This window comes from Bordetella muralis, from assembly GCF_965139205.1.
GTDB classification, from domain to species: Bacteria; Pseudomonadota; Gammaproteobacteria; order Burkholderiales; family Burkholderiaceae_B; genus Bordetella_A; species Bordetella_A muralis.
In genome coordinates this window covers 215,544-238,637 of the sequence record NZ_CBCSIU010000003.1, presented here as the reverse complement: position 1 = coordinate 238,637, position 23,094 = coordinate 215,544, and the positions used below count along the sequence as shown (strand labels likewise).

Annotated in this window: 27 protein-coding genes; 17 read left to right on the top strand and 10 right to left on the bottom strand. The window is 58.4% G+C overall.

The window, feature by feature from the left end; genetic code table 11:
* Position 1 precedes the first annotated feature (1 nt).
* The 3 genes from ACNA0I_RS07790 to ACNA0I_RS07780 are packed head-to-tail and all read left to right on the top strand — an operon-like array spanning position 2 to position 3,044.
* Positions 2 to 964 carry a Bug family tripartite tricarboxylate transporter substrate binding protein gene (locus tag ACNA0I_RS07790; RefSeq protein WP_415805505.1) on the top strand — a complete coding sequence of 321 codons (963 nt, stop codon included), beginning with the start codon at positions 2 to 4 and terminating at the stop codon, positions 962 to 964.
* A gap of 19 nt (positions 965 to 983) precedes the next feature.
* The gene (locus ACNA0I_RS07785; protein WP_415805504.1) at positions 984 to 1,856 is read left to right on the top strand and encodes a fumarylacetoacetate hydrolase family protein; all 873 of its coding nucleotides are present in this window, start codon (positions 984 to 986) and stop codon (positions 1,854 to 1,856) included.
* Positions 1,857 to 1,877: 21 nt separating this feature from the next.
* Positions 1,878 to 3,044: an alpha-hydroxy acid oxidase gene (locus ACNA0I_RS07780; protein ID WP_415805503.1), complete on the top strand. Its 1,167-nt coding sequence runs from the start codon at positions 1,878 to 1,880 to the stop codon at positions 3,042 to 3,044.
* A gap of 99 nt (positions 3,045 to 3,143) precedes the next feature.
* On the opposite strand, the gene ACNA0I_RS07775 is transcribed toward ACNA0I_RS07780, so the two are convergent.
* On the bottom strand, positions 3,144 to 4,073 hold the full coding sequence (locus ACNA0I_RS07775; RefSeq protein WP_415805502.1) for a LysR family transcriptional regulator: 930 nt from the start codon (positions 4,071 to 4,073) through the stop codon (positions 3,144 to 3,146).
* Positions 4,074 to 4,164: 91 nt separating this feature from the next.
* Between ACNA0I_RS07775 and ACNA0I_RS07770 the strand changes: the two genes are divergently transcribed.
* The 5 genes from ACNA0I_RS07770 (at position 4,165) to ACNA0I_RS07750 (ending at position 7,752) form a co-directional block, all read left to right on the top strand.
* The gene (locus ACNA0I_RS07770) at positions 4,165 to 4,959 is read left to right on the top strand and encodes an SDR family NAD(P)-dependent oxidoreductase (protein WP_415805501.1); all 795 of its coding nucleotides are present in this window, start codon (positions 4,165 to 4,167) and stop codon (positions 4,957 to 4,959) included.
* A 14-nt stretch (positions 4,960 to 4,973) separates the two neighbouring features.
* Positions 4,974 to 5,795, top strand: coding sequence for an SDR family NAD(P)-dependent oxidoreductase (locus tag ACNA0I_RS07765; RefSeq protein WP_415805500.1), 822 nt, complete (start codon positions 4,974 to 4,976; stop codon positions 5,793 to 5,795).
* Positions 5,796 to 5,817: 22 nt separating this feature from the next.
* The gene (locus ACNA0I_RS07760) at positions 5,818 to 6,330 is read left to right on the top strand and encodes a carboxymuconolactone decarboxylase family protein (protein WP_415805499.1); all 513 of its coding nucleotides are present in this window, start codon (positions 5,818 to 5,820) and stop codon (positions 6,328 to 6,330) included.
* Between the two features lie 45 nt (positions 6,331 to 6,375).
* Positions 6,376 to 7,341 (top strand): Bug family tripartite tricarboxylate transporter substrate binding protein, encoded by a 966-nt coding sequence (locus ACNA0I_RS07755; protein ID WP_415805498.1) that lies wholly within the window; start codon positions 6,376 to 6,378, stop codon positions 7,339 to 7,341.
* Between the two features lie 174 nt (positions 7,342 to 7,515).
* On the top strand, positions 7,516 to 7,752 hold the full coding sequence (locus ACNA0I_RS07750) for a hypothetical protein (RefSeq protein WP_415805497.1): 237 nt from the start codon (positions 7,516 to 7,518) through the stop codon (positions 7,750 to 7,752).
* Positions 7,753 to 7,774: 22 nt separating this feature from the next.
* Here the strand turns inward: ACNA0I_RS07750 and ACNA0I_RS07745 are convergent, their stop codons facing one another.
* Together ACNA0I_RS07745 and ACNA0I_RS07740 are read right to left on the bottom strand one after the other, a co-directional pair.
* Positions 7,775 to 8,014 (bottom strand): hypothetical protein, encoded by a 240-nt coding sequence (locus ACNA0I_RS07745; protein ID WP_415805496.1) that lies wholly within the window; start codon positions 8,012 to 8,014, stop codon positions 7,775 to 7,777.
* A gap of 172 nt (positions 8,015 to 8,186) precedes the next feature.
* A complete protein-coding gene (locus ACNA0I_RS07740) occupies positions 8,187 to 9,098 on the bottom strand; it encodes a DMT family transporter (protein ID WP_415805495.1) in 912 nt (303 codons plus the stop codon).
* 108 nt (positions 9,099 to 9,206) lie between these two features.
* Here ACNA0I_RS07740 and ACNA0I_RS07735 point away from each other — a divergent pair, with 108 nt between their 5' ends.
* Entirely contained in the window at positions 9,207 to 9,995 is a 789-nt protein-coding gene (locus ACNA0I_RS07735; RefSeq protein WP_415805494.1) for a helix-turn-helix domain-containing protein, read from the top strand.
* 106 nt (positions 9,996 to 10,101) lie between these two features.
* Positions 10,102 to 10,362, top strand: coding sequence for an HAD hydrolase-like protein (locus ACNA0I_RS07730; protein WP_415805493.1), 261 nt, complete (start codon positions 10,102 to 10,104; stop codon positions 10,360 to 10,362).
* 17 nt (positions 10,363 to 10,379) lie between these two features.
* On the opposite strand, the gene ACNA0I_RS07725 is transcribed toward ACNA0I_RS07730, so the two are convergent.
* The 4 genes from ACNA0I_RS07725 to ACNA0I_RS07710 all read right to left on the bottom strand — a co-directional run bounded on the left by ACNA0I_RS07725 (position 10,380) and on the right by ACNA0I_RS07710 (position 13,630).
* Positions 10,380 to 10,823 carry a GNAT family N-acetyltransferase gene (locus ACNA0I_RS07725; RefSeq protein WP_415805492.1) on the bottom strand — a complete coding sequence of 148 codons (444 nt, stop codon included), beginning with the start codon at positions 10,821 to 10,823 and terminating at the stop codon, positions 10,380 to 10,382.
* An 80-nt stretch (positions 10,824 to 10,903) separates the two neighbouring features.
* Positions 10,904 to 11,764, bottom strand: coding sequence for a nucleotidyltransferase domain-containing protein (locus ACNA0I_RS07720; protein WP_415805491.1), 861 nt, complete (start codon positions 11,762 to 11,764; stop codon positions 10,904 to 10,906).
* Between the two features lie 404 nt (positions 11,765 to 12,168).
* Positions 12,169 to 12,642, bottom strand: coding sequence for a GNAT family N-acetyltransferase (locus tag ACNA0I_RS07715; protein ID WP_415805490.1), 474 nt, complete (start codon positions 12,640 to 12,642; stop codon positions 12,169 to 12,171).
* 85 nt (positions 12,643 to 12,727) lie between these two features.
* Complete coding sequence (locus tag ACNA0I_RS07710; RefSeq protein WP_415805489.1) at positions 12,728 to 13,630, bottom strand: LysR substrate-binding domain-containing protein; 903 nt, start codon at positions 13,628 to 13,630, stop codon at positions 12,728 to 12,730.
* Positions 13,631 to 13,728: 98 nt separating this feature from the next.
* Between ACNA0I_RS07710 and ACNA0I_RS07705 the strand changes: the two genes are divergently transcribed.
* The gene (locus tag ACNA0I_RS07705) at positions 13,729 to 14,457 is read left to right on the top strand and encodes a glutathione S-transferase family protein (protein WP_415805488.1); all 729 of its coding nucleotides are present in this window, start codon (positions 13,729 to 13,731) and stop codon (positions 14,455 to 14,457) included.
* A 102-nt stretch (positions 14,458 to 14,559) separates the two neighbouring features.
* Here the strand turns inward: ACNA0I_RS07705 and ACNA0I_RS07700 are convergent, their stop codons facing one another.
* On the bottom strand, positions 14,560 to 16,053 hold the full coding sequence (locus ACNA0I_RS07700) for an FAD-dependent oxidoreductase (RefSeq protein ID WP_415805487.1): 1,494 nt from the start codon (positions 16,051 to 16,053) through the stop codon (positions 14,560 to 14,562).
* Between the two features lie 49 nt (positions 16,054 to 16,102).
* Here ACNA0I_RS07700 and ACNA0I_RS07695 point away from each other — a divergent pair, with 49 nt between their 5' ends.
* Positions 16,103 to 16,600: a MarR family winged helix-turn-helix transcriptional regulator gene (locus tag ACNA0I_RS07695; RefSeq protein ID WP_415805486.1), complete on the top strand. Its 498-nt coding sequence runs from the start codon at positions 16,103 to 16,105 to the stop codon at positions 16,598 to 16,600.
* A 105-nt stretch (positions 16,601 to 16,705) separates the two neighbouring features.
* On the opposite strand, the gene ACNA0I_RS07690 is transcribed toward ACNA0I_RS07695, so the two are convergent.
* Positions 16,706 to 17,683 carry a LysR family transcriptional regulator gene (locus tag ACNA0I_RS07690; protein ID WP_415805485.1) on the bottom strand — a complete coding sequence of 326 codons (978 nt, stop codon included), beginning with the start codon at positions 17,681 to 17,683 and terminating at the stop codon, positions 16,706 to 16,708.
* A gap of 113 nt (positions 17,684 to 17,796) precedes the next feature.
* Here ACNA0I_RS07690 and ACNA0I_RS07685 point away from each other — a divergent pair, with 113 nt between their 5' ends.
* From ACNA0I_RS07685 to ACNA0I_RS07670, 4 genes are all read left to right on the top strand, one after another.
* Positions 17,797 to 18,531 carry an SDR family NAD(P)-dependent oxidoreductase gene (locus ACNA0I_RS07685; RefSeq protein WP_415805484.1) on the top strand — a complete coding sequence of 245 codons (735 nt, stop codon included), beginning with the start codon at positions 17,797 to 17,799 and terminating at the stop codon, positions 18,529 to 18,531.
* A gap of 22 nt (positions 18,532 to 18,553) precedes the next feature.
* Complete coding sequence (locus ACNA0I_RS07680) at positions 18,554 to 19,165, top strand: NADPH-dependent F420 reductase (protein ID WP_415805483.1); 612 nt, start codon at positions 18,554 to 18,556, stop codon at positions 19,163 to 19,165.
* Positions 19,166 to 19,304: 139 nt separating this feature from the next.
* Positions 19,305 to 20,357 carry an RNA methyltransferase gene (locus ACNA0I_RS07675; protein ID WP_415805482.1) on the top strand — a complete coding sequence of 351 codons (1,053 nt, stop codon included), beginning with the start codon at positions 19,305 to 19,307 and terminating at the stop codon, positions 20,355 to 20,357.
* 45 nt (positions 20,358 to 20,402) lie between these two features.
* Complete coding sequence (locus ACNA0I_RS07670) at positions 20,403 to 20,606, top strand: hypothetical protein (protein WP_094822951.1); 204 nt, start codon at positions 20,403 to 20,405, stop codon at positions 20,604 to 20,606.
* A gap of 136 nt (positions 20,607 to 20,742) precedes the next feature.
* On the opposite strand, the gene ACNA0I_RS07665 is transcribed toward ACNA0I_RS07670, so the two are convergent.
* Positions 20,743 to 21,663 (bottom strand): LysR family transcriptional regulator, encoded by a 921-nt coding sequence (locus ACNA0I_RS07665; protein WP_415805481.1) that lies wholly within the window; start codon positions 21,661 to 21,663, stop codon positions 20,743 to 20,745.
* Between the two features lie 97 nt (positions 21,664 to 21,760).
* Here ACNA0I_RS07665 and ACNA0I_RS07660 point away from each other — a divergent pair, with 97 nt between their 5' ends.
* Positions 21,761 to 23,092 (top strand): arylsulfatase, encoded by a 1,332-nt coding sequence (locus ACNA0I_RS07660; protein ID WP_415805480.1) that lies wholly within the window; start codon positions 21,761 to 21,763, stop codon positions 23,090 to 23,092.
* The last annotated feature ends 2 nt before the right edge of the window (positions 23,093 to 23,094 follow it).

The following is a 23,094-nucleotide window of genomic DNA, read 5'->3' as shown; positions in this document are numbered from 1 at the left end:
AGTGCTAGGAAAATTGATGTGGGCTGCGGCCCTTTGCACGTTGTCTGTGGGTGCCGCGATTGCGCAGCCCTTTCCCAATCGTTCTGTGACGATTGTTGTTCCATATAGCGCCGGCGGCGCATCTGATGGCCTTGCGCGTCAGATCGCCGAGAAAATGCGGGTCCAACTCCACCAACCCGTGATTGTGGAAAATCGTCCCGGCGCTGGCACTACCATCGCCTCATCGTACGTGGCCCGGGCCAAGCCAGATGGCTATACGGTGTTGTTCGCCGCCTCATCCTTCGGTGTTGCCCCTGCGCTCTACAAAAATGCGGGCTATGACCCAATAAAGGACTTTCATCCTTTGTCTTTGCTAGCCTCGGTCACGCATGTACTGGCGGTCAATCCTGCCGTGCCTGTGCAAAGCGTGAGCGAATTTGTGGAATGGGTGAAGCACCATCCCGGAAACGTAAACTACGCGTCCGTTGGCGTGGGTACCACTACGCATCTGGAGGCGGAGCTGTTCAAAAAAATGGCCGGCATCAATATGGTGCAAGTTCCCTATAAGGGCAGTCAGGCAGCACTCCCTGACCTCGTCGCTGGGCGTGTGCAGGCCATGTTCGATGCCTACGCCACGGCGGCGCCGCTTGCCAAAGAAGGCCGTATAAGGATACTTGGTGTAACTACTGAGCGGCCATCCATGGCTGCTCCTGATATACCGACTATCGCGGCACAGGGAGTACCGGGTTTTGATGTGATGACCTGGATGGGGTTGTTGGTCCCGGCTGGTACTCCGCAGGACGCGGTTCAAACGCTAAGCGGCGCGGTCGATGCCGCGTTGGCCGACCCAGCCGTGCGCACGAGCTTGGAGGGGTTGGGCTTTGAGGTGATCGGCTACGGGCCTCAACGATTTGCTGACTACCTTGCGCAGGACGTCAACAAGTGGTCCGCATTTATTCGCGAAGAACAAATCGTCGTCGAATGACGGCCGAAGGATCATTGGTATGAAACTCGTTTCGTATTTTTGGCAGGGTGGAGAATCTTGGGGGGCCGTCGTCGATGGCTCGGTAAGAGACTTGGCGAGAGTTAGCGGGATTGCGACGCTGGCGGAATTTCTGGGTAGCGACCACTTCGCGGAGAGAGAGGCGCTCGCGGCGCGCGCGCCCGTCGTCGCTCCCTTCGAGCAGATGACGCTGCTGCCTGTCATCCCCCGTCCGGAGAAAATCGTTTGCGTGGTGCGCAATTATCTTGACCACCATCGCGAAGTCGTCGCTGTTGGGCTGGACTTGTCCTTGAGCGAGCAGCCGCCGATATTCATCAGAGTATGGCGTTCGCAATGCGCGCACAACGCTCCGATCATTCGTCCGGCAGTCTCCGACTCGCTGGATTGGGAGGGCGAACTGGCCGTCGTGATAGGCCGCGGTGGACGCGACATTCCTGAAGCCCAGGCCCACGAACATGTAGCCGGCTATGCCTGCTACAACGACGCCAGTGTGCGTGAATGGCAGTTTCATGCCAAACAAATCGCGGCAGGCAAGAATTTCGAATCAACGGGGGCCTTTGGTCCATGGATGGTGACGGCTGACGAGATTCCGTTCGGCACGAAACTTAAACTACAAACACAAGTAAACGGCAGGACGGTTCAGTCCAGCGATACTAGCCATATGATTTTCGGTGTGGCTAAACTGATCAACTACGCATCGACATTGTTCACGTTGAGCCCTGGTGACGTGTTGGTGACGGGGACCCCGGCTGGTGTGGGATACAGCAACCAACCGCCCACATATCTGCAGCCCGGCGATGTCTGCGAAGTTAGTATCGAGCGTGTTGGCACGCTTCGTAACGTAGTTGCTGCGCAGCCCGTCGCGCGTGACTGACCGATTGACTCGGACGCTGCTATGTCTCTGCTAGCCAATGTTCTATCTCTAGCCGATTTCGAGGCGGTTGCGCGCAGGCGACTGCCTTCGCCTTTGTTTGGTTACGTCTCCGGCGATTGCGAGGACGGCCAATCGAGGCGCGGGAATCGCTTGTCGTTTCGCGATTACGAATTCAGGCCCCGGGTTCTGGTGGATGTGTCCAACCGGGATCAGGGGATTACTCTATTCGGACGAGAATACGCTTCGCCGTTCGGCGTAGCACCCATGGGGATCGCAGCGCTCACGGCGTATCGGGGAGACCTCGTACTAGCCAACGCGGCGGCTAAAGCGAAAGTACCGGCCATCATGAGTGGATGGTCTCTAATACCGTTAGAAACGATAGCGAGCATCGCTCCGGCGACATGGTTCCAGGCCTATCTGCCGCGCAATCCCAAGCATAGCGCAGCATTGATTGATCGGGTCGCTGCGGCCGGGCTACAGACGCTCGTCATTACCGTAGATACGCCGTCGCCAGCCAATCGAGAGAATAATGTCCGTGCTGGCTTTTCCTCGCCACTGCGGCCGAGTATGCGGCTCGCCTGGCAGGGCATCTCGCATCCGAGATGGCTGTTCTCGGTGTTTCTCAAAACTCTGATTAGGCATGGCCTGCCTCATTTTGAGAACTGGCATGGTGGACGAGGTACGCCGATGTTCTCGTCAAAGCTGAATACCGATATTGCGCAGCGCGGTCATCTTACGTGGGCGCATATCGAGAGCATCCGAGAGCGTTGGGCTGGCACACTCGTGCTCAAGGGTATCTTGGCGGCCGAGGATGCCAAGCTGGCGCGCGAGTATGGGGTGGACGGGATAATTGTATCCAACCACGGTGGACGTCAGCTGGATGGAGCGGTAGCGCCTCTACGCGTCCTGCCTCGCATTATCGAGCAGTTTGGTGGCGGGCCGGTCATGATTGATGGCGGTGTTCGACGCGGCAGTGATGTACTAAAGGCACTGGCCTTGGGGGCCGCTTGTGTATTCGTGGGGCGACCGTTCAATTATGCCGCTGCGGTAGCGGGGGAAACAGGGGTGGCACATGCAATAGCTCTACTTGAGCAGGAAGTCTCGCGCAACATGGCCATGCTCGGTGTGTGTAACCTGGCCGACCTGACCCCGGATTGTCTGCTGAAAGCTTCGTCTTGGCCAACATAACCGGCAACCGAGTTCGAGTCGGTACAGATCAACTTTAAGGTCGCGGACGTGCTGGCTCAGCGCGGGGAAAAATTTTTGAGTGCCCAGCAGAACAACCGGCTAACGAGATATCTGTGATTGGCCGGTTCCAGTCGAGCTCTGACGCTCGCGACCTAGGCGGCGCAATTCCTCAACGATGAGACAGACTAGCCGAGACGGCGGCTCCTCCCGGCGGACGTACATGCCGACCGAACGCGTAAGCGCCCCATGCAGCCGGGTCTTGCACACACCGCGCTGCGTGATGTTGTCTAACGATGATTCAGGCAACAGCGCAACGCCGCAATTGTTTTGAACGAAGCTGGCGATGGTGTTCAAGTCCCGTAAAGCAAAGATGGGGTTGAAGGGTTGGCAAGCTGCCTGGAAGGCGTGGTCGGTAAGCACGCGTACACTAGTGCCGGGTGGCATGCTGATCAAAGGCAGCCGTGCTAGTTCTGCGGGTATCCAATGTGTAACGTCCAGCCTAGTCTGGGCGTTGTGAAATAGGACGAAGGGTTCGGTGAATAACTCCTGATAGACGAGGTCAGGCTCACCTTCGTCGTTCATTGTAGTGACGGCAATATCAACACGCCGATCTCGGAGCAATTGCAGAGCTTCGTTTGCGATTGGGTCGAACACTTCCACCTGGACAGCCGGATTCCGGTGTACAAGGCTTTGGATCAATAAGGGAATGAGCGAAGCCGCGAGCGTGGGCAGAGCGGCTAACGCCACGCGGTTGTTGCAGTCCCTTAGCCGCTGCTCCAGCTCCAGTACCCCTTTCTCATGCAGTCTGGCGATCTTGCGCGCTGTCTCTAGGATGTCCTGACCTTCGCGCGATAGACGCACCCTGCGGGTGGTGCGTTCGAAGAGTTTGACGCCGAGTGCCTCCTCCGTTTCTTTCAGCAGTTTGCTCAGCGTGGGCTGCGTGACATGCAGGATTTCGGCTGTCTTCTGAAAACTCAGTGTCTCCGCCAGCAGCACAAAGATGCGCAGTTGTCTCGTTGTCAAATTCATTCTTTTTGTCTATCAATACCGTTCAAATCGGAACTTAACTTCAGCGTCTTGCTGCTTTAGCCTTGGCATCATGGACTTCTCTGGAGCTGGAATGTTTCGTCTTGATGGAAAGGTGGCGCTGGTGACCGGATGCGGAACGCTCGGCGAGGGGTGGGGCAACGGCAAGGCCACCGCTGCGGTGCTGGCCAGGCAGGGAGCTGCGATCTACGGGTGCGATATGAACATCGACGCCGCGCGCCAATCCGCGAAAGTAGTGGCTGCCGAAAGCGGGACTATCACGGTTCGACAGTGCGACGTGACGGACGCCGAGCAAGTAGTAGATCTGGTGCAAGCTTGTATCGAGACCTATGGCCGCATCGACATCCTCGTCAACAACGTCGGCCGCTCCGAACCAGGCGACCCGGTGTCTATGACGGAGGATCTCTGGAACGAACAAATCCAGGTGAATTTGACGTCGGCATTCCTGTGCTGCAAGCACGTCATACCTCTCATGAAAAACGCTGGTGGAGGCTCGATTATCAACATTTCGTCCATCGCCGGGTTGCGTTATGCGGGAAAACCCCAGGTGGGTTATGCGGCTGCGAAGGCCGCCCTGATGCAGATGACAGCCACTACCGCTGTCATTTATGCACGTGATGGCGTGCGACTTAACTCGGTTGTTCCTGGATTGATGTTTACGCCTCTGGTCGAACGCCTGGCGCAGAAATACGCCAACGGGGATTACGAAGGTTTTGTCGCGCACCGACATGATCAGGTGCCCTCAGGGAGTATGGGCAGCGCTTGGGACGTAGCTCATGCGGTGGCCTTCTTGGCGAGCGATGAGAGCCGCTACATCACGGGGCAGCAGATCGTGGTGGACGGTGGTATCACCATGGCCACGCGCTGAACGGGAGGCTGACGATGAGTACATTCGGACAAGCCTGCGCAGGGCGCCTGACCGGTAAGGTAGCGTTGATCTTCGGTGCGGGCTGCGTCGGGTCGGGATGGGGAAATGGGCGCGCGATCGCCGTACGCTTTGCGCAGGAAGGCGCATTAGTTGTAGCGGTGGACAAACGGCCAGAGTCTTTGCCCGAGACTTTGGAATTGGCCGGAGAGAGTGGGGCGCACATCGAAACTCATATTTGCGATGTCGAGGACAGAGCTCAGGTCGCCGGGCTGGTCGCTGCGGTGGTCCAGCGCCACGGCCGCATTGATATCTTGGTCAACAACGTAGGCGGCCCCATCCCTGGTGGCCCAGCGACGTTGTCGCAAAGTGAATGGCGAAGGCAGCTCGATCTGAATCTGACGTCGGTATTCACAACCTGCCAGCACGTCCTGCCCATCATGGAGGCACAAGGGGCGGGCGCGGTGGTTAATGTGTCCTCGACCTCCGCCATCCGATGGACCGGCGCGCCGCAGGTCGGCTACGCGGCTGCCAAGGCTGGCGTGATGCAGTTTGGCCGTGTGGTCGGCGTGGAATACGCAAAGAAGGGCGTGCGTATCAACACTGTCTTGCCAGGTCAACTGCATACGCCGCTGGTGGATGCCTTCTTGGCCGGTCAACAGGCGGAGGGCGATATCGCGGCCCTGCTGGAACGGCGGCGGCGCCGCATCCCGCTGCTAATTTCTGGCGACGGCCGAGACACCGCTAATGCCGTGCTGTTTCTTGCCTCGGACGAGGCCCGTTTCATTACGGGAACCGAGTTGGTGGTGGATGGGGGCATGAGTGCCCGTTGCGACTGAAGATCGATTAACGGAGACGACGATGGCGCGAATTGACTATGCCGATATTGCCAGGCCGGAAACGCGGCCGCTAGTGGAACGCATTGAACGGGAACGATCCAGCGTGCCGAACCTCTATCGAATGCTGCTCAATAGCCCACCGGTGGCGCAGGGCTGGCTCACCTACCTCACGGCAATACGTCAACAGACCGGCTTGTCGCCCAAACTACGCGAAATGCTAATTCTGCGCGTCGCGGTTCTGAACCAGGCTGACTATGAGTTCGAGCAGCATCTACCCATCGCTCTGCAGGCGGGCTGCCGCCAGGCCGAGATGACGGCGCTGAAGAATGGCGACTTCGGGCCGCTAGACACTGGCGAGCGTGCAGCGATGGCGTATTGCGACGAAATGACGCGCGAGATCCGGGTCCGGGACTCTACCTTTGCGGCAGTACGTGAGGCCTTCGACAACAAGGAAATCGTGGAGATCACTGCGACGGTTGCCGCCTACAACATGGTGTCACGCTTTTTGGAAGCCATCCAGGTCGATCACGAATAAACCATGCGCTCGACTGCCGGTGAATAACAATACAAGGAGACAAGTATGCATAGTTTCAAGGAGTTGAGCGCCGCGCTCGCATCCTGTGCGCTGGGCCTGGCACTGAGCGCTCCAGTGCAAGCCGATTATCCGACCAGACCGGTGCAATTGGTCATTCCGTTCTCGCCCGGTGATACTGACCAAATGTTGCGGCCCATCACTGAAAAGATGGGGCAATATTTGGGACAACCCATCGTGATGAACTACAAGCCGGGTGCGGGGGGAGGCATCGGTGCGGCATATGTGGCCTCGGCCGCGCCGGACGGCTACACCATCGTGGGGAGCTCGCCTGGAGCGCTAGTGGTGGTGCCGCTGGCCAACAAGGAGATCAAGTACACGACTGACTCCTTCGCTCCAGTCGCTGCGATTTCTCTGGGCGGCATGATGATCGTCGCCTCGTCCAAGTCCAAGTACAAGACGCTGGCCGATGTGGTGGCTGACGCAAAGGCGCGCCCCGATGGCATATCCTATGGCACATCGGGCGCGATGGGCATCAGTCATCTGCTAGGTGAGACCTTCGCCTCCGAAGCGGGAATACAACTGCGCCACATTCCTTTCCAGGGCAGTGCACCGGCAGTCACCGCCTTGCTGGGTGGACATACGGATATCGCTGTGTCCGCTGTAGGCCCAGCCCGGGCTCATATACAGTCCGGTAGCCTCAGGCCTTTGGCTATTTTCAGTAGCAAGCGCCTAGCCGCCTATCCCGATGTGCCGACGCTGCGTGAGCTGGGCTATGACGTAGGCAGCCCTACCCTCTATGGCCTCGTGGCTCCCAAGGGCACTCCGCCGCAGGTGATTGACATGCTATATCAGGCTGCGCGCAAGGTCGTTGCCGATCAGGGCGACGAGGTGGGCAAGACTCTGGGCACCATCGGAGCAGAAATCAGTGTGTTGAGCCCGCAGGAGTACGGCGCTTATCTGCAGGAGCAGCGCGCACTCTTTTCCAAGGCAATTGGCCTTATACGCGAATGAGGGGACACCGATAGCGGCCCCGGGAAACAGTGCACACGAACGCGGCAGTAGACATTCCGCTCGTTGACTATCATTCTTGAGAGGCGAGTTTGCGGCGATGTGTCTTCCTGCTGCGTCAGCGTTCGTCTACAGTTCCGCTGTGGAACGTCAGTCCGCAATGATAGGAACTTTCAAATGAACGCCATGAAGCCCGGATCACCGCAGCTCAAATTTGCAACGAGTGATTTGCCGGCAAGAGAAAACATCGAGGAGCATCCGCCGGCCATATTCCCGAATACCAAAAATGTAGTTCCGATCGATGCTGAAAATCATGATAGGCTCGTCGCTGTCGGAGCGACCCAGCGTCCAATGGGCACGAAGAGCTTGCTCTTATCAGATCCCATGTGCCGTGCCTATTCCACCGTGGGTTGAGAGCGGCTGCTATGTATCGAGTTCAACGGTGGTCTTGTTTTAAAGGCGCGGATCGTCGAGCGCGTGCGAGAGTGGATGCAGGCAATTCGCCGAAGGCCTCAGCAATTTCTACCAAGCTGATCGGGCGCTCGCAGTGCTCGCGAATGTATTCTTCGGCACGGGCGACGACGGCGCGCGGTAACGAAGCCGTTGGTTGCCGCAAAGCATCGGTGAAGTTGTGCGGTTGACCATTGAGCAGCAGGCCGTGCAGGAACTCGGACAACGACGCATCCACTGCAGGCGTGAGCGACGTGCGGCGGGACGCTATTAAGATTTCACCATCCGTCATTAGATGAGGAATTGAGTTATCACACGAAATCACAATGTCATGGCCGGTCCCGTGCGTCTCATATTGGTTGTTTTGTTGACCCCTGGCATATGGAGGGCTCCTTACTTCAGGCCTTTAACTTTAACGTAGCAAGCCATCCTCCACCAACGAGGACCGATGCTATACCGACCCCTGTGGTTAAAGAAATTGGCTCATCAAAGAAAAGGACCCCGAACGCAGCACCGTAGACGACCCAACTATATCGAATGGGACCAACTACGCTAGCGGTCGCTCGTCTGAATGCGTTGATATTGCAGTACTGCGCCCCAATCGCCACGGGGCCTAGCATCAGGAACGCGAATAGCCATTGGACAGGTATTTCGTGCCAATTGGCGAGCCCCGGCCAGGCGAGGATCAATGATCCAAAAAAGTTGACGTAGAAGAGCACAGTGAAGGTGGATTCGGCACGAACTAGGGTCTTTATCAGGATGCTTTCGAGTGCGACGAGCAGTGCTCCCAATAGCGCGATGAGTGCCGGGCCGGCGGAGCCTGTGTCCCAGACAGAGAACGCTCCTTGTGACCCTACCACCGTCATTGCTCCAGCCAAGCTCACTATCGTTGCCATCCATTGACGCAGCGACACATGTTCGCGCAGAACGATGACACCCAATAGAACGGTAAGTAGCCCGTCCATCAGGCCAATGGCGCTCGCCGACGCGACAGGCATGTGGGCGGCGGCGAATATGGCAGCCACACCGCCTAGACCTCCTGCCGCCGCCCGGCATGCATGTAGAACCGGCTGGGTTGTGGAGAGCGCCCGGGCGATGTCGCGTTGCGTCAATAGCGCCAGTGCCATCGTCGAGAATCCGCCGACATATCGAAGCCACATGATCTGCAGGGCGGAGGCGCCGGTTCCGCTAAGCTTTCCGGATATATAAATGAAGGAAAACAACCCCATGCCAGCGAGGGCCCATAGCACGCCGTCCAGGTTCGAGGCACCTTGCACGTGCGTGCGTTGATAGTTGTTGATAGATGGCACGCTTGAGGATTCTCCCCGTGGTATGGTGAGAACAGATTACGACGTGACGTCAACCTCGCGCTTTCAAGAAATTGCGGTTTGCTGTGCAGATTATTTGCAGGGGATTCTATGAGGTTCAAATGGGTTCCGGGTGCAGCCCATAGTGCGCCGCGCTCGATCGTGAATATGGCTCCGACCGTCAGAGTTCGTATGGGCGTCGGATACGGCGCAGAGGCATTCTATGGTCAAGCGCTACGCTCGGTGAGTTGGCCTGCCGGGGCGTTAGAGTTCGTTCCTCCCGCAATAGAGCATGTTCATACAACGGGTTTGGATGCGGACTGGCTGTCGGTGGAGTTCGACGTGGCTGAGTGGCGGGACGTTATGGGCCGGGACGCGGCGGAGCGTGATTTGCGTCGTTGCGATGCTGGATATAGATGCGCGAATTTTCCCGAATTAATGAGGTCTGCCTATCGCGTCCTGACCGCTGTACCTTTTGAAGCAGATTTCTTGCGGCAAGAGTTGGGAGCCCAATTGGCGAATCAATGTCGCCAGTGCATAGATCCAGCATCTCGAGACCGACGTCAAAGTGCGTTAAATTCGGCTATGGTCAAACGGCTAGCGGCCTTGGTGGAAGAATGCTTGCATGGGGATATACGGCTGGAACAAATGGCGAATGAAGCGGGATTGAGCAAATTCCATTTCACCACCGCTTTTGGCCGCGCAACCGGCGTTACGCCTTATCAGTACATTCTCGGCCGGCGCCTGAGTAGAGCGCAGAAGTTGCTGCGAAGCACAAATATGCCGATCACTACTGTAGCCCTTGATTGTGGCTTTTCGAGCCACGCGCATCTTACTTCCGCGTTCACCTCGAGGTTCGGGGTTTCGCCGACGATCTACCGTCGAATTGTCTTCCATTGATTTTTGAAATATGAAGAAGCTAAGCGTTCTCAACGGGGCAACCGTCGCATTTGACTTGGACGGCACCTTGGTCGAGTCAGCTCCAGATTGTTTGACGGAATAAGGGTTGGACGCGGTAAAAGCGGCCAAGCCTAATCCCGCTCATCTTATTGAGGCCGTGGATGCCGTAGGCGGCGATCTTGCGCGCACGGTCATGGTAGGCGACGCTGACACCGACGCAGGAGCCGCAAGATCTGCTGGGACTTCTCTGATTTTGGTCGACTTTGGCTACACCGAAATCCCCGCCGCTGAACTAACCCCAGACATTCTGCTGCATCACTTCGATGATCTAGTGGACGCTTGCGTCGCCTTGCTCAGTGACGCGTAACCGCTTGGATGGCTAGGTCATTCTCTGCTCGGCTTTCGAACGTAATAGATATCCCATTCAGCTTCAGAAGTCGGCACGAAGCCATGGCGCTGATAGAAACGGTTTGAATCGCTACCGCGCAAGGCCCCTAATCGGATTTCCATGCGATGGGCGTCTGCATCCTTGAATACGGCGCGCAAGACTGCGGCGCCAATACCCTTTCCTTGATGGTTTGGCAGGATGTAAAAATGGTCCAGAAGCCAGTGGTCCTCTTGCGGGCGAATCAAAATGAAGCCTACTCGAACATCATCAGAGACTATGAATCGACACAGAGGAGGATCAAAAGATGCCAGAAAGCGCTCTCGGGCGCGTTGTGGGTCAAAACGCCCAATGCGCTCCAGGCTCTCGCGCATTGCAGCAATACGCATGTCGACCAAGACATCAGCATCGGCTGAGTCTGTACTAGCAAAGGTCAGATTCATAGGCGATGATTTCTCGGTGGTCTCTCTTGCCAGACAGCGAGGCTCAGGCCTCGGCTCCCGCGCAATTGACAACAGGACGTCTATTTTCGCGGGTGAGAACCCAGCAGAGGGGTGCTTTGGTTGGCATTCAGCAAAGAGGCACGAGGCTCTTCCCGAGTGTGCTGGCTCACATAGTCGTATAGCGCTTCCGGCATATGACTAACAGCTTCAGACGGCGGTTCATCTGCGCGCAGTTCAACATAGAGCGCAATCGCCGCCAAGAGTGCCGCGTGCACGGACGCCTTATCTGACCCTGGCACCGTAGCCGCCAGTTGCGCGCTCGTGTCCCCAGCCACCGTCTCTATCCTCCTGACCCCGCGCTGCCTCTGTCCCGCCCTGCGATGCAGCATGGGGCCAAGCACCTGCTCGCGAAAGAATCCGAGAATGCCGATGGCCTCATAGATCTCACCGCGTGCCAGTTTGCTGGCGCCGTAATGCAGCCAGATCCAAGCTCGGTGCTCGAACCAATCGGGGGTAGCCTCAGGCCATGCAATCGATGCCGAATCGAGCCGGGCCTCGATCATTTGTGCGTCACGTGCAAACAGCACGGCCGGGCGTTCCACCAACTGATCCAGATCGCCCAGGGTCACGAATTTGAAATCCACATGCAGCAGCTGCGGCCCATACAGGCAAATCAGCAGCCTCGGCTCGCCCACATGTTCCCCAGTAAAGGCCGAGAGCAACCCACCTATCCGCTGCGCGAACGCCAGCCGGGAGGCCATGACTTCATCGTAGCTGTAGTCCTCGCAGACGATGACGAAATCCAGATCCGAATATTCGTCAAAGCCGCCGTGAATATACGAGCCCGCTGCCAATAGCGCGGTCAGTCGCGGATCGGCAGCGACTGCCGAGCGTACTTTCTCCAAGTACTGGCTGTGTAGAGCAGGGGGCGTGAGGGGCATGGGGGCCTCAGGGTCTCAGGGCGCTCGCCCTACAGGGTCGAAAGTTGAGTGCTTGATTTTCGTGACGTCAATTTATCAGAAACCTTGCCACCTGATCGGAGACGTTTTTACGGACCGCCCTAGGGGGCTTCGGTATTCTCCGGTCTGTCATTTACTTGCCTTGCGCGTCACCACCGGTCTTCCTGGCCGTCAGCGTTACGGTGAAAAATTCGCTGCGCTTATCGGCCGGAACGGCATCCAACTGTTTCCTATGCTAGTTGAGAACTTTGCTTAACGATGGACGAACGCGTCCAGAGTCGGTGCGCGGGGAGCGGAATTATCGCATCGCTGGAAGGACTGCGCAGCGTTCTTTATATTTGCCCGGCCATCTTTGATGAAGGCAGGGTACCAAAACGTCACGTCGCTCAAGCGCCATGCTCAAGTTCCTTGCGCATCAAGGCATTCTGAAGAGTCACCCCTCGAATCACAGGGAATCGTCGCGCGATTACTCGAAATCCATACAGAGAAAAAAAGGGCTCGGCAGTCTTACTCACATTAGCCGTCAACTCGGTGAGACCAAGGGACTCGGCCTCCTCGTGAATACGAGCCATCAGCCGTGCCCCGATTCCTTGCCGCTGATGAGCGCCTGACACAAAGAAGTGGTCGATGTAGCCGTCTTGCTGAACGTCCGCGTAGCCGACAATTTCGCCGTCAATCTCAACAACAAAGGGTTGGATTCCTTGAATTCGATTTGCCCACAGATCCATGTCCAGGTCGGGCGGAGCCCATGCCTCGACTTGCTCAGATGAGTAGTCGCCAGCCGCAACGTCATGGATGGCAGTGAAATACACGCGAAACAACGCCGCTTCGTCACCCTGCCTGAACCGGCGAATCTTCATGAGGTCCTCTTGAGGCAGAAACTCGAATCGATAGTTTTTCACATTTTAAACTGCACGGTGAACGTCCACGTCTGGCCGATTCTAACTAGAGCGCCGCAATACTGCTGGTCGCCTCCTGCATCAGAAAGTCGATCACCGCGCGCACCGCCGGAAGCTGGCCACGTTTGTGCGGTGTCAAGATCGTCGTCATCACGCTGCCAGCTCTCCATGCCGGCAACACTCGTATCAACCGTCCCTCCCGGATCGCTTGCGCCGAGATCATGTCCGGTAGACAGACAATGCCGAGACCCATCTCCGCGGCCTTTATCAACGACACGGATTCATCGGCATATAGCTGCGGCCGCGGTGCGACCTCGACGATACGGCCACTTGTATCGCCCAGTCGCCAGAGCTTCATCGTCGCGCTGGTCATCAGCCCATCGTGATCGCTCAAGGCCTCTGGCGTTGGCGGCTCGCCGCGCTGGGCGATGTAGGAGGGGGCGGCCACCAGCGTAATCGGCTCCTCACTCATGCGTCGCTGCACCAGATCGGAATCTGGCAGCGCCGCGAAATGGCTGCGGATCGCGATGTCGAATCCCTCCTGTACCAGGTCAATGAAGCGGTCGGTGACGTGCAACTGGATGCTTAGTTTTGGATATTGCCGTGCCAGGATAGGCAAGCGATCAGCGAGCTGAAATTGCGCGATAGGCACCGACGCCGTGATCCGCACTGTGCCGCTCGGCTCCGCCAATCGTCGATGCACGACGGTCTCGGCGGCCTCTGCTTCGATCATCACTGCGCGGGCGTGGTCGTACACATCGCGTCCTACGTCGGTCAACGTGAAGCTGCGCGACGTGCGATGGAGCAACTGCACGCCGAGCGTTGCTTCCAGCGTAGCGACTCGCTTGCTGACCGTCGATTTCGGGCAGCCGAGCCGTCGAGCAGCCGCCGCGAAACCGCCGCTGTCGACTGCCTGAGCGAAAAAATGCAGGTCATTGAGGTTCAGCATGTTGGTCTACATATATGGACATTGAGTCGCAATTTACCCATCTTTTGCGTCAACGTCCACGTATGTATATTCCCTAGCATCGACAACGGAGAAATGAAATGAATCCCATATCTGAACCGATCTTTATCGCCGGTTTCCCCCTCGGCAGCTCGGCCGGGCTCGTCGCGGCCTTCGAATGGCTCGGCCAGCCTTATCGCATTACCCGGGTGGACATGCTGGGCGAGATGCGCACTGACGCCTACAAACGCTTGAACGGCAGGGTGGAAACTCCTGTACTGATCACACAACAAAGCCAGGTCGTCACCGAGACGATGGCGATCGCCCTGTGGCTGGAGGCGCGGGATACCGAGCGCCGCATCAGTTTCGAACCCGGCACACCGCATGCCGACCGGCTGCATCAGTATCTCGCTTTCCTCAACACCAGTTTCACCGGCGCCTTTTATCCCATGTGGGTTGCACTGGAAGCGCAGGACGCCACCGAAGGCGAGCGGGAAACCCTGCGCAAGTTTGGCCGCAGCTTCGTTGCTCTACGGCATGAACAGCTAGAGGCGATGATAGGGGACACTGACTATCTGTTAGGCAACAAGCCGACGCTGGCGGATGCGGTGTTCGCCGGTGTAGCACGCTGGGCGGACTTTCATCAGGCGATCGAGCCGCGAGACTATCCACGCATTCTGGCGCTGCGCCAACGCATTGAGGCTGATCCTGCGTTTCGCTTTGCGTTGGCGGTAGAAGACGGCAAGCCGGCGATCGGCAGCGGCGCAATGAAAGGATTTGTTCCGCTCGAAGAGGTGATCCCAATGCAAGATGCTGCCTGCGATGTGTAGTGGCGGGGAAGGCCTCAGCCTCTTACGAGGACTTTAACGTGGCTAGCCATTCTCCACTAACGAGGACCAAAGTTATACCTCCCTGTGGTCAAGGTGATTGACTCATCGAAGAACGCGATCCTGAATGCAGCAATACCGGTCCAGGTGCTCTCGCAGCACTGTCTCCTGATCCTTGTGAAAGACTCCCGCCAAATAGCCATCTGGCCTGACCAGCGCGGCGGCGCCTTCACCGAGGTCGTAGAACCTGGCGAACTGGCCCAAGTTATCTTCGATCTCCATGCCGGGTCCGATGCTGTGGATGTGCAAGCCAGCGCGTGGCGGAAAGGTCGAGGGGCCGTTGACCAGCAGGGTCCAGTGCGTGCCCTTGAACAGGTTGAACAGGCGCGTTGGGCTGCCGCCTGCGCCACGCACAATGGCATCGGGCGCACGACTGCCGGGGGTAAGGCTGCTCGTGGCTTGCGACGGGAGCGATAACGGCGAGGTGGGATAGCCGATGTCTAGTTGCTGGACTTCACGAGTCCGCCTGTTGTCCCCGGTCTTGAAACCAGCAAGCAGCCGTGTGGATAGTCCGAGTACGTCCGCAGCCACGGGCCGGCGTTCGGCTTCGTACGTCTCCAGGAGGGCCTCCGGCGCACCGGCAAGTACCGCCGCCAGCTTCCAGCCCAGGTTATAGGCGTCCTGCACGCTGGTGTTGAGGCCTTGTCCACCGGTGGGAGGATGGACATGCGCCGCATCACCGACTAGAAAGACGGGGCCATCCCGGTAACGATCGGCGAGCCTGGCATTCATGTTGTAGGTGGACGACCAGGCAACCGAATGAACCGTGACGTCCGTGCGCTTTGTGTGCAGGGCGACGCGTTCGGTCAGCGCAGCCGCAGAGAGATCGATGTCGCCCTCGAGGGGAACGGGCGCCTGGATCTGGAAAAGATCGGTACCTGCGAGCGGGCAGATGGCCAGGGGGCCTGCGTCCCCGCCATTAAACTGGTGCCATACATTGCGTGACAGCCCTTCCAGCACGACATCGGCCACGATGGCTCGCACGCCCAAGGTCTTGCCCGGAAAGCCAATCCCCAGGAGGTGGCGCACCAAGCTGCGTCCGCCGTCGGCGCCCACCAGATAGCGGGCGTGGAGAGTCTGCTCGCCCTCGGGGGTGACGAGCTGGGCTTCTATTCCGTCGGCGCTGACCACCATTCCGGCCAATTCGACACCAAATTCCGGCGCGTGGCCCAGTTCGACCAGGCGCTCTCGCATGACCGCTTCGGTCTTGAACTGCGGCACCATCAACGGCAGCGGATAGGGCTCGGCAGGCGTAGGGTCAGCAGCACTCGTCATTTCCTGATCCACATGACTGCCGTCATTCGCGTATTTGCGAATCGTGGGGTAGATCCCACCCGCGGCCATGGCTCGGTCCAGGATTCCCAGGTCTTCAAAGACCTCCTGGGTGCGCGGTTGAATCCCTTTGCCGCGCGAGCCCAAAAAAGGGGAGGCGAGTTTTTCGATGAGGGCAAAGCGCACGCCGCGCCGCGCCAGTTCTATTGCCAGGGTCAGGCCAGCAGCACCCGCGCCGCAGATCAGGACATCGACAGGTTCACGCATATCATTTCTCCAATGTATGTGTAAAATGCACATATTAGGAGGGCAGTTTATGACCATTAAAAAGAAAGTGCAAGATACACATATCTCGGCGCAGCTGAAGGATCTCCATCGGTCTTTGATCTCGATCGTGAGCGTGATGAACCGCCCGCGAAACGACGAACGGCTGATCGCGGACGCCGGCGTGCAGTTGGACCAAGCGCTTTTTCGCCTCTTGGTGGTGATCGAGCGGGTGGGCCCGATTGGCGTGGTGGACCTGGCAGATCGGCTGGGCAGGGATTACACGACCATCAGCCGGCAGCTCTCCAAGCTCGAACGCATGGAGATGGTGAAGCGGCATGAGAATTCCGGAGATCGCCGCATGCGCGAAGTGGTGGTGTCTCCGAAAGGCAAGGCCGTGACTGACCGGCTCGACCAGGCCCGCGAGCGTCTGGCACGGGAGATCTTTCAGGACTGGACTGCAGAAGACATCACGGACTTGGTGCGTCTGATGCGCAAGTTCGCAGAGGCGCTGGAGCAGGGCACTCAGGCTGGAGGTGACCAACGTTGAGGGACGAAACGCTTTTCTTTCCTATGGCCCTGAGTGGACATAGCTCGTCCCCGAAAGCAGAGGGCCGTTGATCTGCTTTGCGGACGTTTTTCCATAAAGCATAAGTTATACAGACCGCGTCTCACGCAAGGGACCTTTAGGCATTGCGCCTTTAACTGAGACGGAGCGCCGCCCGGCCTTCTTTGGGACGCGCCGAGGTTTGCCAAGAAGCTCGACCATTCGCAAATCGCAGGGGGAGAGGTCATACCCCCGCCGCTGCGAGATCATGAACGTGAGCGAACCGAGGTGCCAGGCGCGGCGTTCGAGTTCGACGAGCCGTCCGCTGGCCAAGTCCTCCTCAACGAGGTGCCGTGGCAAGTGCCCCCAGCCAAGACCGGCGCTGAGCAGATCACGCTTGGCACCTAGGTCATTGACTAGCCATTGGCGCTTGCCGGCGACGCCTTGTTGGGTCTTTTCCGCTCCAGGCTGGTTGTCTGTCACGATAACCTGAACATGCCTACTGAACTCATCCATTGGGATGGATTTGGGTGCCGAAGCGAGTGGATGGGATGGCGCGCATAGGGTCACCATCTCCGTTTCACATAGCCAATGGCGTTCGATGGCATCCGGGTTTACTTCCGGCACGTTGTGTATCGTGACCGCCAGGGCACACACCCTTTCGAGCACCAAGTTCTCACCGCCTTGCATGGTCGTGATTCGCAGGTCGATCACGGCGGTAGGGAACTCCGCTTGCAGTGTCCGCAAGCATTCAATGAGTTGGGCGCGTGGGAAGTAAGCGTCGATCGCAATTGAAACCTGGGGTGCCCCGGCTCTGGCGATCGAACTGGCGCGATTCTTCATCTCTTCCGTACGCGAGATCACTGCCCGTGCGTCCGGCAAGAGGCTGTGCCCCGCTGCAGTGAGCTGCGCCTTTCGCGTGTTTCGCTCGAACAACTCGACATCAAATGCGCTTTCTAGCGCCTTGATTGCATGGCTGATGGCTGACTGCGCACGCCTGAGTTTCTGCGCCGCAGCCGAAAAGCTTCCCTGGTCGCATACCGCAACGAACGCACGCAATTGATTGATGGTGACATTGTCGAGCATATTTATCTAAAAAATAGATTTAATTAAGCGATTTTTAGTCAATTATGTAGATATGTAAAGGGGGCTAGACTGCCTTCTAATTCAACTTAGGACGCCGGCTTCGGCGACATATCATGAACAGATTGAGTGGAAAGACCGCCGTGATCACCGGTGGCGCTACCGGCATCGGTCGCGCCGCGGCAAAGCGTTTCATTGAGGAGGGCGCCTTTGTCTTCATTTTTGGCCGCCGGCAGGCAGCGCTCGACGCCGCGTTGGCCGAACTCGGGTCCAATGCTCGTGCGATAAACGGTTCAGTCTCCGAGCTGGCCGACCTCGATCGACTCTACGCGGCGGTGAAGGCCGAGCGCGGAACGGTCGACATTGTTTTCGCCAATGCCGGGGCGGGGAGCCAGCTTCCGCTTGGCGAGATCACCGCCGAGCACCTTGACGACATCTTCGACACCAACGTGAAGGGTTTAATTTTTACGGTTCAGAAGGCGCTGCCTTTGATGAGCCATGGCGGTTCGATAGTTTTGACGGGATCGAGCGCCGGCACGACGGGTGCCCCTGCATTTAGTGCCTATAGCGCGAGCAAGGCGGCCGTGCGCAACCTCGCGCGGTCCTGGGCAGAGGACCTCAAGGGCACCGGTATTCGGGTGAACGTGCTGTCGCCCGGACCGACGGCGACGGAACTCGCAGTGCAAGCGATAGGTGAGGAAGGCATGAACATATTTGCCTCGCTCAATCCGCTCAAGCGTATGGCCGATCCGGCGGAGATCGGCGCGGTGGCTGCCTTTCTCGCATCGCAGGACAGCAGCTTCATGACCGCGAGCGAGGTGGCCGTCGATGGCGGCCTGGCGCAAATCTGACGTGACACCCAAAGGAAAACATATGAATTACGCAATTATCGGCTTCGGCGAAATCGGCCGGGCGCTTGCCGGGGCGTTTGCCCGAAACGGTATCGAAGTATCCGTTGCCACCACTCGCGACCCGGAAAGCTTTGCATCCGCTGCTGCCGCGATCGGACCGGGGATCCTACCCAAAACACTGGCGCAAGCCGTCAAGGCGGACATCATTTTTTTAGCTGTCCGTTACGAGTCGCACCCAGATGTCGCGAAGGCGCTGTCGAGCTGGGAGGGAAAGATCATCATTGACGTGACTAATACCTATGGCGTGTCCCCTGAGGAGCTAGGAGGACAGCCTTCTTCCAAGGTCGTCGCGCAGGCTTTCACGGGTGGAAGATTGGTGAAGGGCTTCAACCATCTGGTGGCTGCCGTCCTAGGCCAAGATCCGGCCGTACAGGGTGGCAGAAGAGTAGTGTTTCTGACGAGCGACGATGACGGCGCTGTGGCGCCGGTGGCAGCCCTCGCCGAGCGGCTCGGTTTCGCACCCGTCAATCTTGGGAGGCTCGAAGAGGGGGGCGCACTTGTGCACGCGCGGAACAAGATCTGGGGACCTCTGATTTTCCAGGACTTGTTCAAGAAGGAGCCGCGAGCGATGTAAGACCAACAGGGCAAGATCGTGGTCACTCCGTCGGCGGGATGATCAATTCAGAAACTGTCATATTCTGGGCTGTGGTCATCAACAAGGCCATCTACTCTCCGACAGCCCATTCCTGGGGGCAGAGTAAAATCCGCTTCCCATGCGCTTCTCCGACTTCGACCAACGCCTCGCCGCTCTCGGCGCCTTGCCCGTTCACCGTGGCCGGGTCGTGCGCGTCTGGCTGAAAGGGCAAGCGCTCGACATCGGCACGCGACGGCGGAGCTCCGAGCACTTTCTACCCCTCGCGCTGCGCGACGCCGTGCCCGCTTTGACGGCAGAACTGGACGGCCTCACCCGCGTCCGCTCCGAACACCCCGGCAGCGATGGCTCGCGCTTGCTCGTCGAGCTCGCCGACGGGCAGATGGTGGAAAGCGTGCTATTGCCGCGCGACGGACTCTGCGTCTCCACCCAGGTAGGCTGCGCGGTCGGTTGCCGCTTCTGCATGACTGGCAAGAGCGGCCTGATCCGCCAGGTCACGAGCATGGAAATCCTCGCCCAAGTCGTGCTGGCGCGACGTTTGCGTGCAGTGAAGAAAGTCGTCTTCATGGGCATGGGAGAACCGGCGCACAACCTCGACAACGTGCTCGAAGCCATCGAACTGCTCGGCACCGAAGGCAATATCGGCCACAAGAATCTCGTGTTCTCCACCGTAGGCGATCGGCGTGTGTTCGAAGCCCTGCCGCAACAACGCATCAAGCCCGCGCTGGCGCTGTCGCTGCACACGACCAAGGCCGAACTGCGCGAACACCTGTTGCCGCGCGCGCCGAAAATTGCGCCGGAAGAACTGATCGAACTTGGTGAGAAATACGCTCGCGACACCAACTATCCGATCCAGTATCAATGGACGCTGCTCAAGGGCATCAACGACGGGGACGACGAACTCGATGCAATCGTGCGTCTGCTCAAGGGCAAATACGGCGTACTCAACGTCATTCCCTTCAATAGTCTCGAAGGGAGCGACTACCAGCGCCCCGATTCCGAGCGCATACGCGAGATCGTGCGCTATCTGCACAGCCGTGGTGTGCTGACCAAGGTAAGGAATAGCGCTGGGCAGGATGTGGAGGGCGGCTGTGGGCAGCTGCGTGCTCGCGCCGTTGGCGCAGAGCAGGTGGTCGAATTGCGCCGCAAGCGTGCTGCAAAGCCAACACACTGAGGTTGGCGCAGCAGTATGATGCGCATATCTATCAAGGAGCAAATCATGGCCCGAAAACCCGAGGCACCAGATCCGGACGAAGTCGCACTGATTCAGTGGTGTACTGAAGTAGAAGAGCTATTCGTCGCGGCCGGCGCGTCACGCGAAGAATCCCAGCAGCATATTGAAGACGAGGCCGAGTGGTTCACGGATATGTTTTACGAGGGGCTGACCCCTGCGGAAGCTGCGAAAGCTGCGTTGAATCAATAGTTCGCGCTATGCGGATGTTGTGAGGCGTGCACGTATCGTTAGATGGTGCTGGCCCCCGTCGCTCTGCGGCATCACGTTGACGAGCTAGCGGACGCTTGCGTTACCAGGCTTAATGCTCCGCATCCTCGTCGAAGATTTAATCTGGTTGAAAGAGGGAAGAGGACTGTTTTTTACCTCTCAATATCGTCTCTCGAAACTCCTCCATCAACGGTGACCACGTAGTACCGCGACGCGATATCAACGCAATGTTGCGTCGTAATGGCGGTCCCAGCGTCACCGGTAAACGCATCACCTCTGCACTCTTGGCCAGAGCACTTTGCGGCAACACCGCCAGCATGCCGCTGTCTGCCAACAGTTGCAGCGACCCCTCGGAAAAATGCTCGACCTCTAACGCCCCTGCGGGCAATGCCAAGCCAGCCTCAGCGAACCGCACGTCCAACATCTGTCGCGCCACCGAGCTAGGCCGAGGCAAGATCCATCGCTGCCCCTCCAACTCCCGTAGCGCCAGCCGAGATTTCGTCGCCAACGGGTGACTCCGCCCGGCCGCCACGCACAGCGGATCATCGAACATGATTTCGTGACGCAAAGTAGCCGGCCCATCTGCATAGATAGGCGTCACCGCGAGATCCAGTTTGCCGCTCTCCACCTCTGCATTCAAATCATCCGACAGCCCTTGTGTCAGCTGGATACGCAACGCCGGACGGCGTGGCAACAACCGCTGCAATGCGGGCATCACCACACTGTCAACGGTAGCCCCCGTAGCACCAATACGCAGCAATCCCGCCTCACCCACCCGCAATTCCATCGCATGGCGCACCGCATCCCGGTATTCCGCCCAAAGCTTTTTGGCGTGATCCAAAAACACCATCCCCTCGGACGTGAGTCTCAGGCCGCGTCCATGCCGCTGCATCAGCGCCAACCCAGTATCCGACTCCAACCGCCGCAGCGATTTGGACAGCGCGGGCTGACTCACCCCGCAGGCCGCCGCCGCGCGTTCCAGATGGCCATGCTCTACGGCGGCCAGAAAATATTCGATGTCGCGCAGGGAAAGATTCATGAACAGAAGTTATATTTTGGTTTGCTTCTGGGAATATTACGGCGAGATGGCGATTCTAGAATTTGGGGCATACCCGATACCCCTGCGATCTATCCCTATGCCGAATTCCCCTAATATCGTTCTGATCGTCGCCGACAACCTTGGATGGGGCGAACTCGGCTGCTATGGCGGCGGCGCATTGCGCGGCGCGCCCACGCCCAATATCGACCGGCTCGCGACCGAGGGCCTGTTGCTGCAGAACTTCAACGTAGAGAGTGACTGCGTGCCTACCCGCTCGGCGCTGATGAGCGGCCGTCATCCGATCCGGACCGGCTGCTTGCAATCGGTGCCGCCAGGATTACCGCAAGGGCTGACACGTGACGAGATCACGCTGGCCCAGCAATTGTCCGGGCAGGGCTATGCCACCGCCCATTACGGCAAATGGCATCTGGGTGATATCCCAGGGCGCTATCCTTCTGATCGCGGCTTTGACCATTGGTATGGAATTCCGCGCACCACTGACGAAAGCCAGTTCACATCGTCGATTGGTTTTGACCCCAGCGTCGCGGAACTGCCCCACATCATGGAGGGCCGCTCCGGCGAGCCCTCGACCAATGTAAAGGTGTACGACCTGGATAGCCGTCGCGGCATCGATGCGGATCTGGTGCAACATGCTCAGACTTTCATGCGAGAGCACGCGAGTAACGGCCGGCCGTTTTTTCTCTATCTGCCGTTGGTGCATCTGCATTTCCCGACGTTGCCCCACCCGGATTTCGCAGGCCGCACCGGTGCAGGCGATTTCGCTGACTCTATGGTAGAAATGGATCACCGGGTGGGCCAGATCATGGCCGAGGTCGATGCACTCGGTCTGCGCGACAACACGGTATTTATTTTCTGCAGCGACAACGGTCCGGAGTATCGCAGGCCCTATCGCGGCACGGCGGGCCCCTGGTCCGGCACCTATCACACCGCGATGGAAGGCAGCCTGCGTGTGCCCTTTATCATCCGCTGGCCTGGAAAGGTAGCACCCGGTCAGGTGTCGAACGAGATGGTGCACGTGACGGATCTCTTTACCACGCTCTCGCATATCGGCGGCGCCAGCGTGCCGCAGGATAGGCCCATCGACGGAGTAGATCAAACTGACTTTTTCACCGGCGCGCGGCCGAATTCAGCGCGTGAGGGATTCCTGTTCTACATCAAGAACGACTTACGCGCACTCAAGTGGCGCGATTGGAAACTGCATTTTTACTGGGAGCCAGAGGTCAACGAGGGCAAGGGCAAACTCGAGTCGCCGTACCTCTTTAACCTCAAGCAAGATCCCAAGGAAGAAAGCGATATCCTGATATTCAACACCTGGGTGCTCGGTCCTATGCTGAAGATGGTGCAGGCTTTTAACCAAACCTGCGCCGAGCATCCCAATACGACGCCTGGTCGGCCCGACCGGGACTGAGC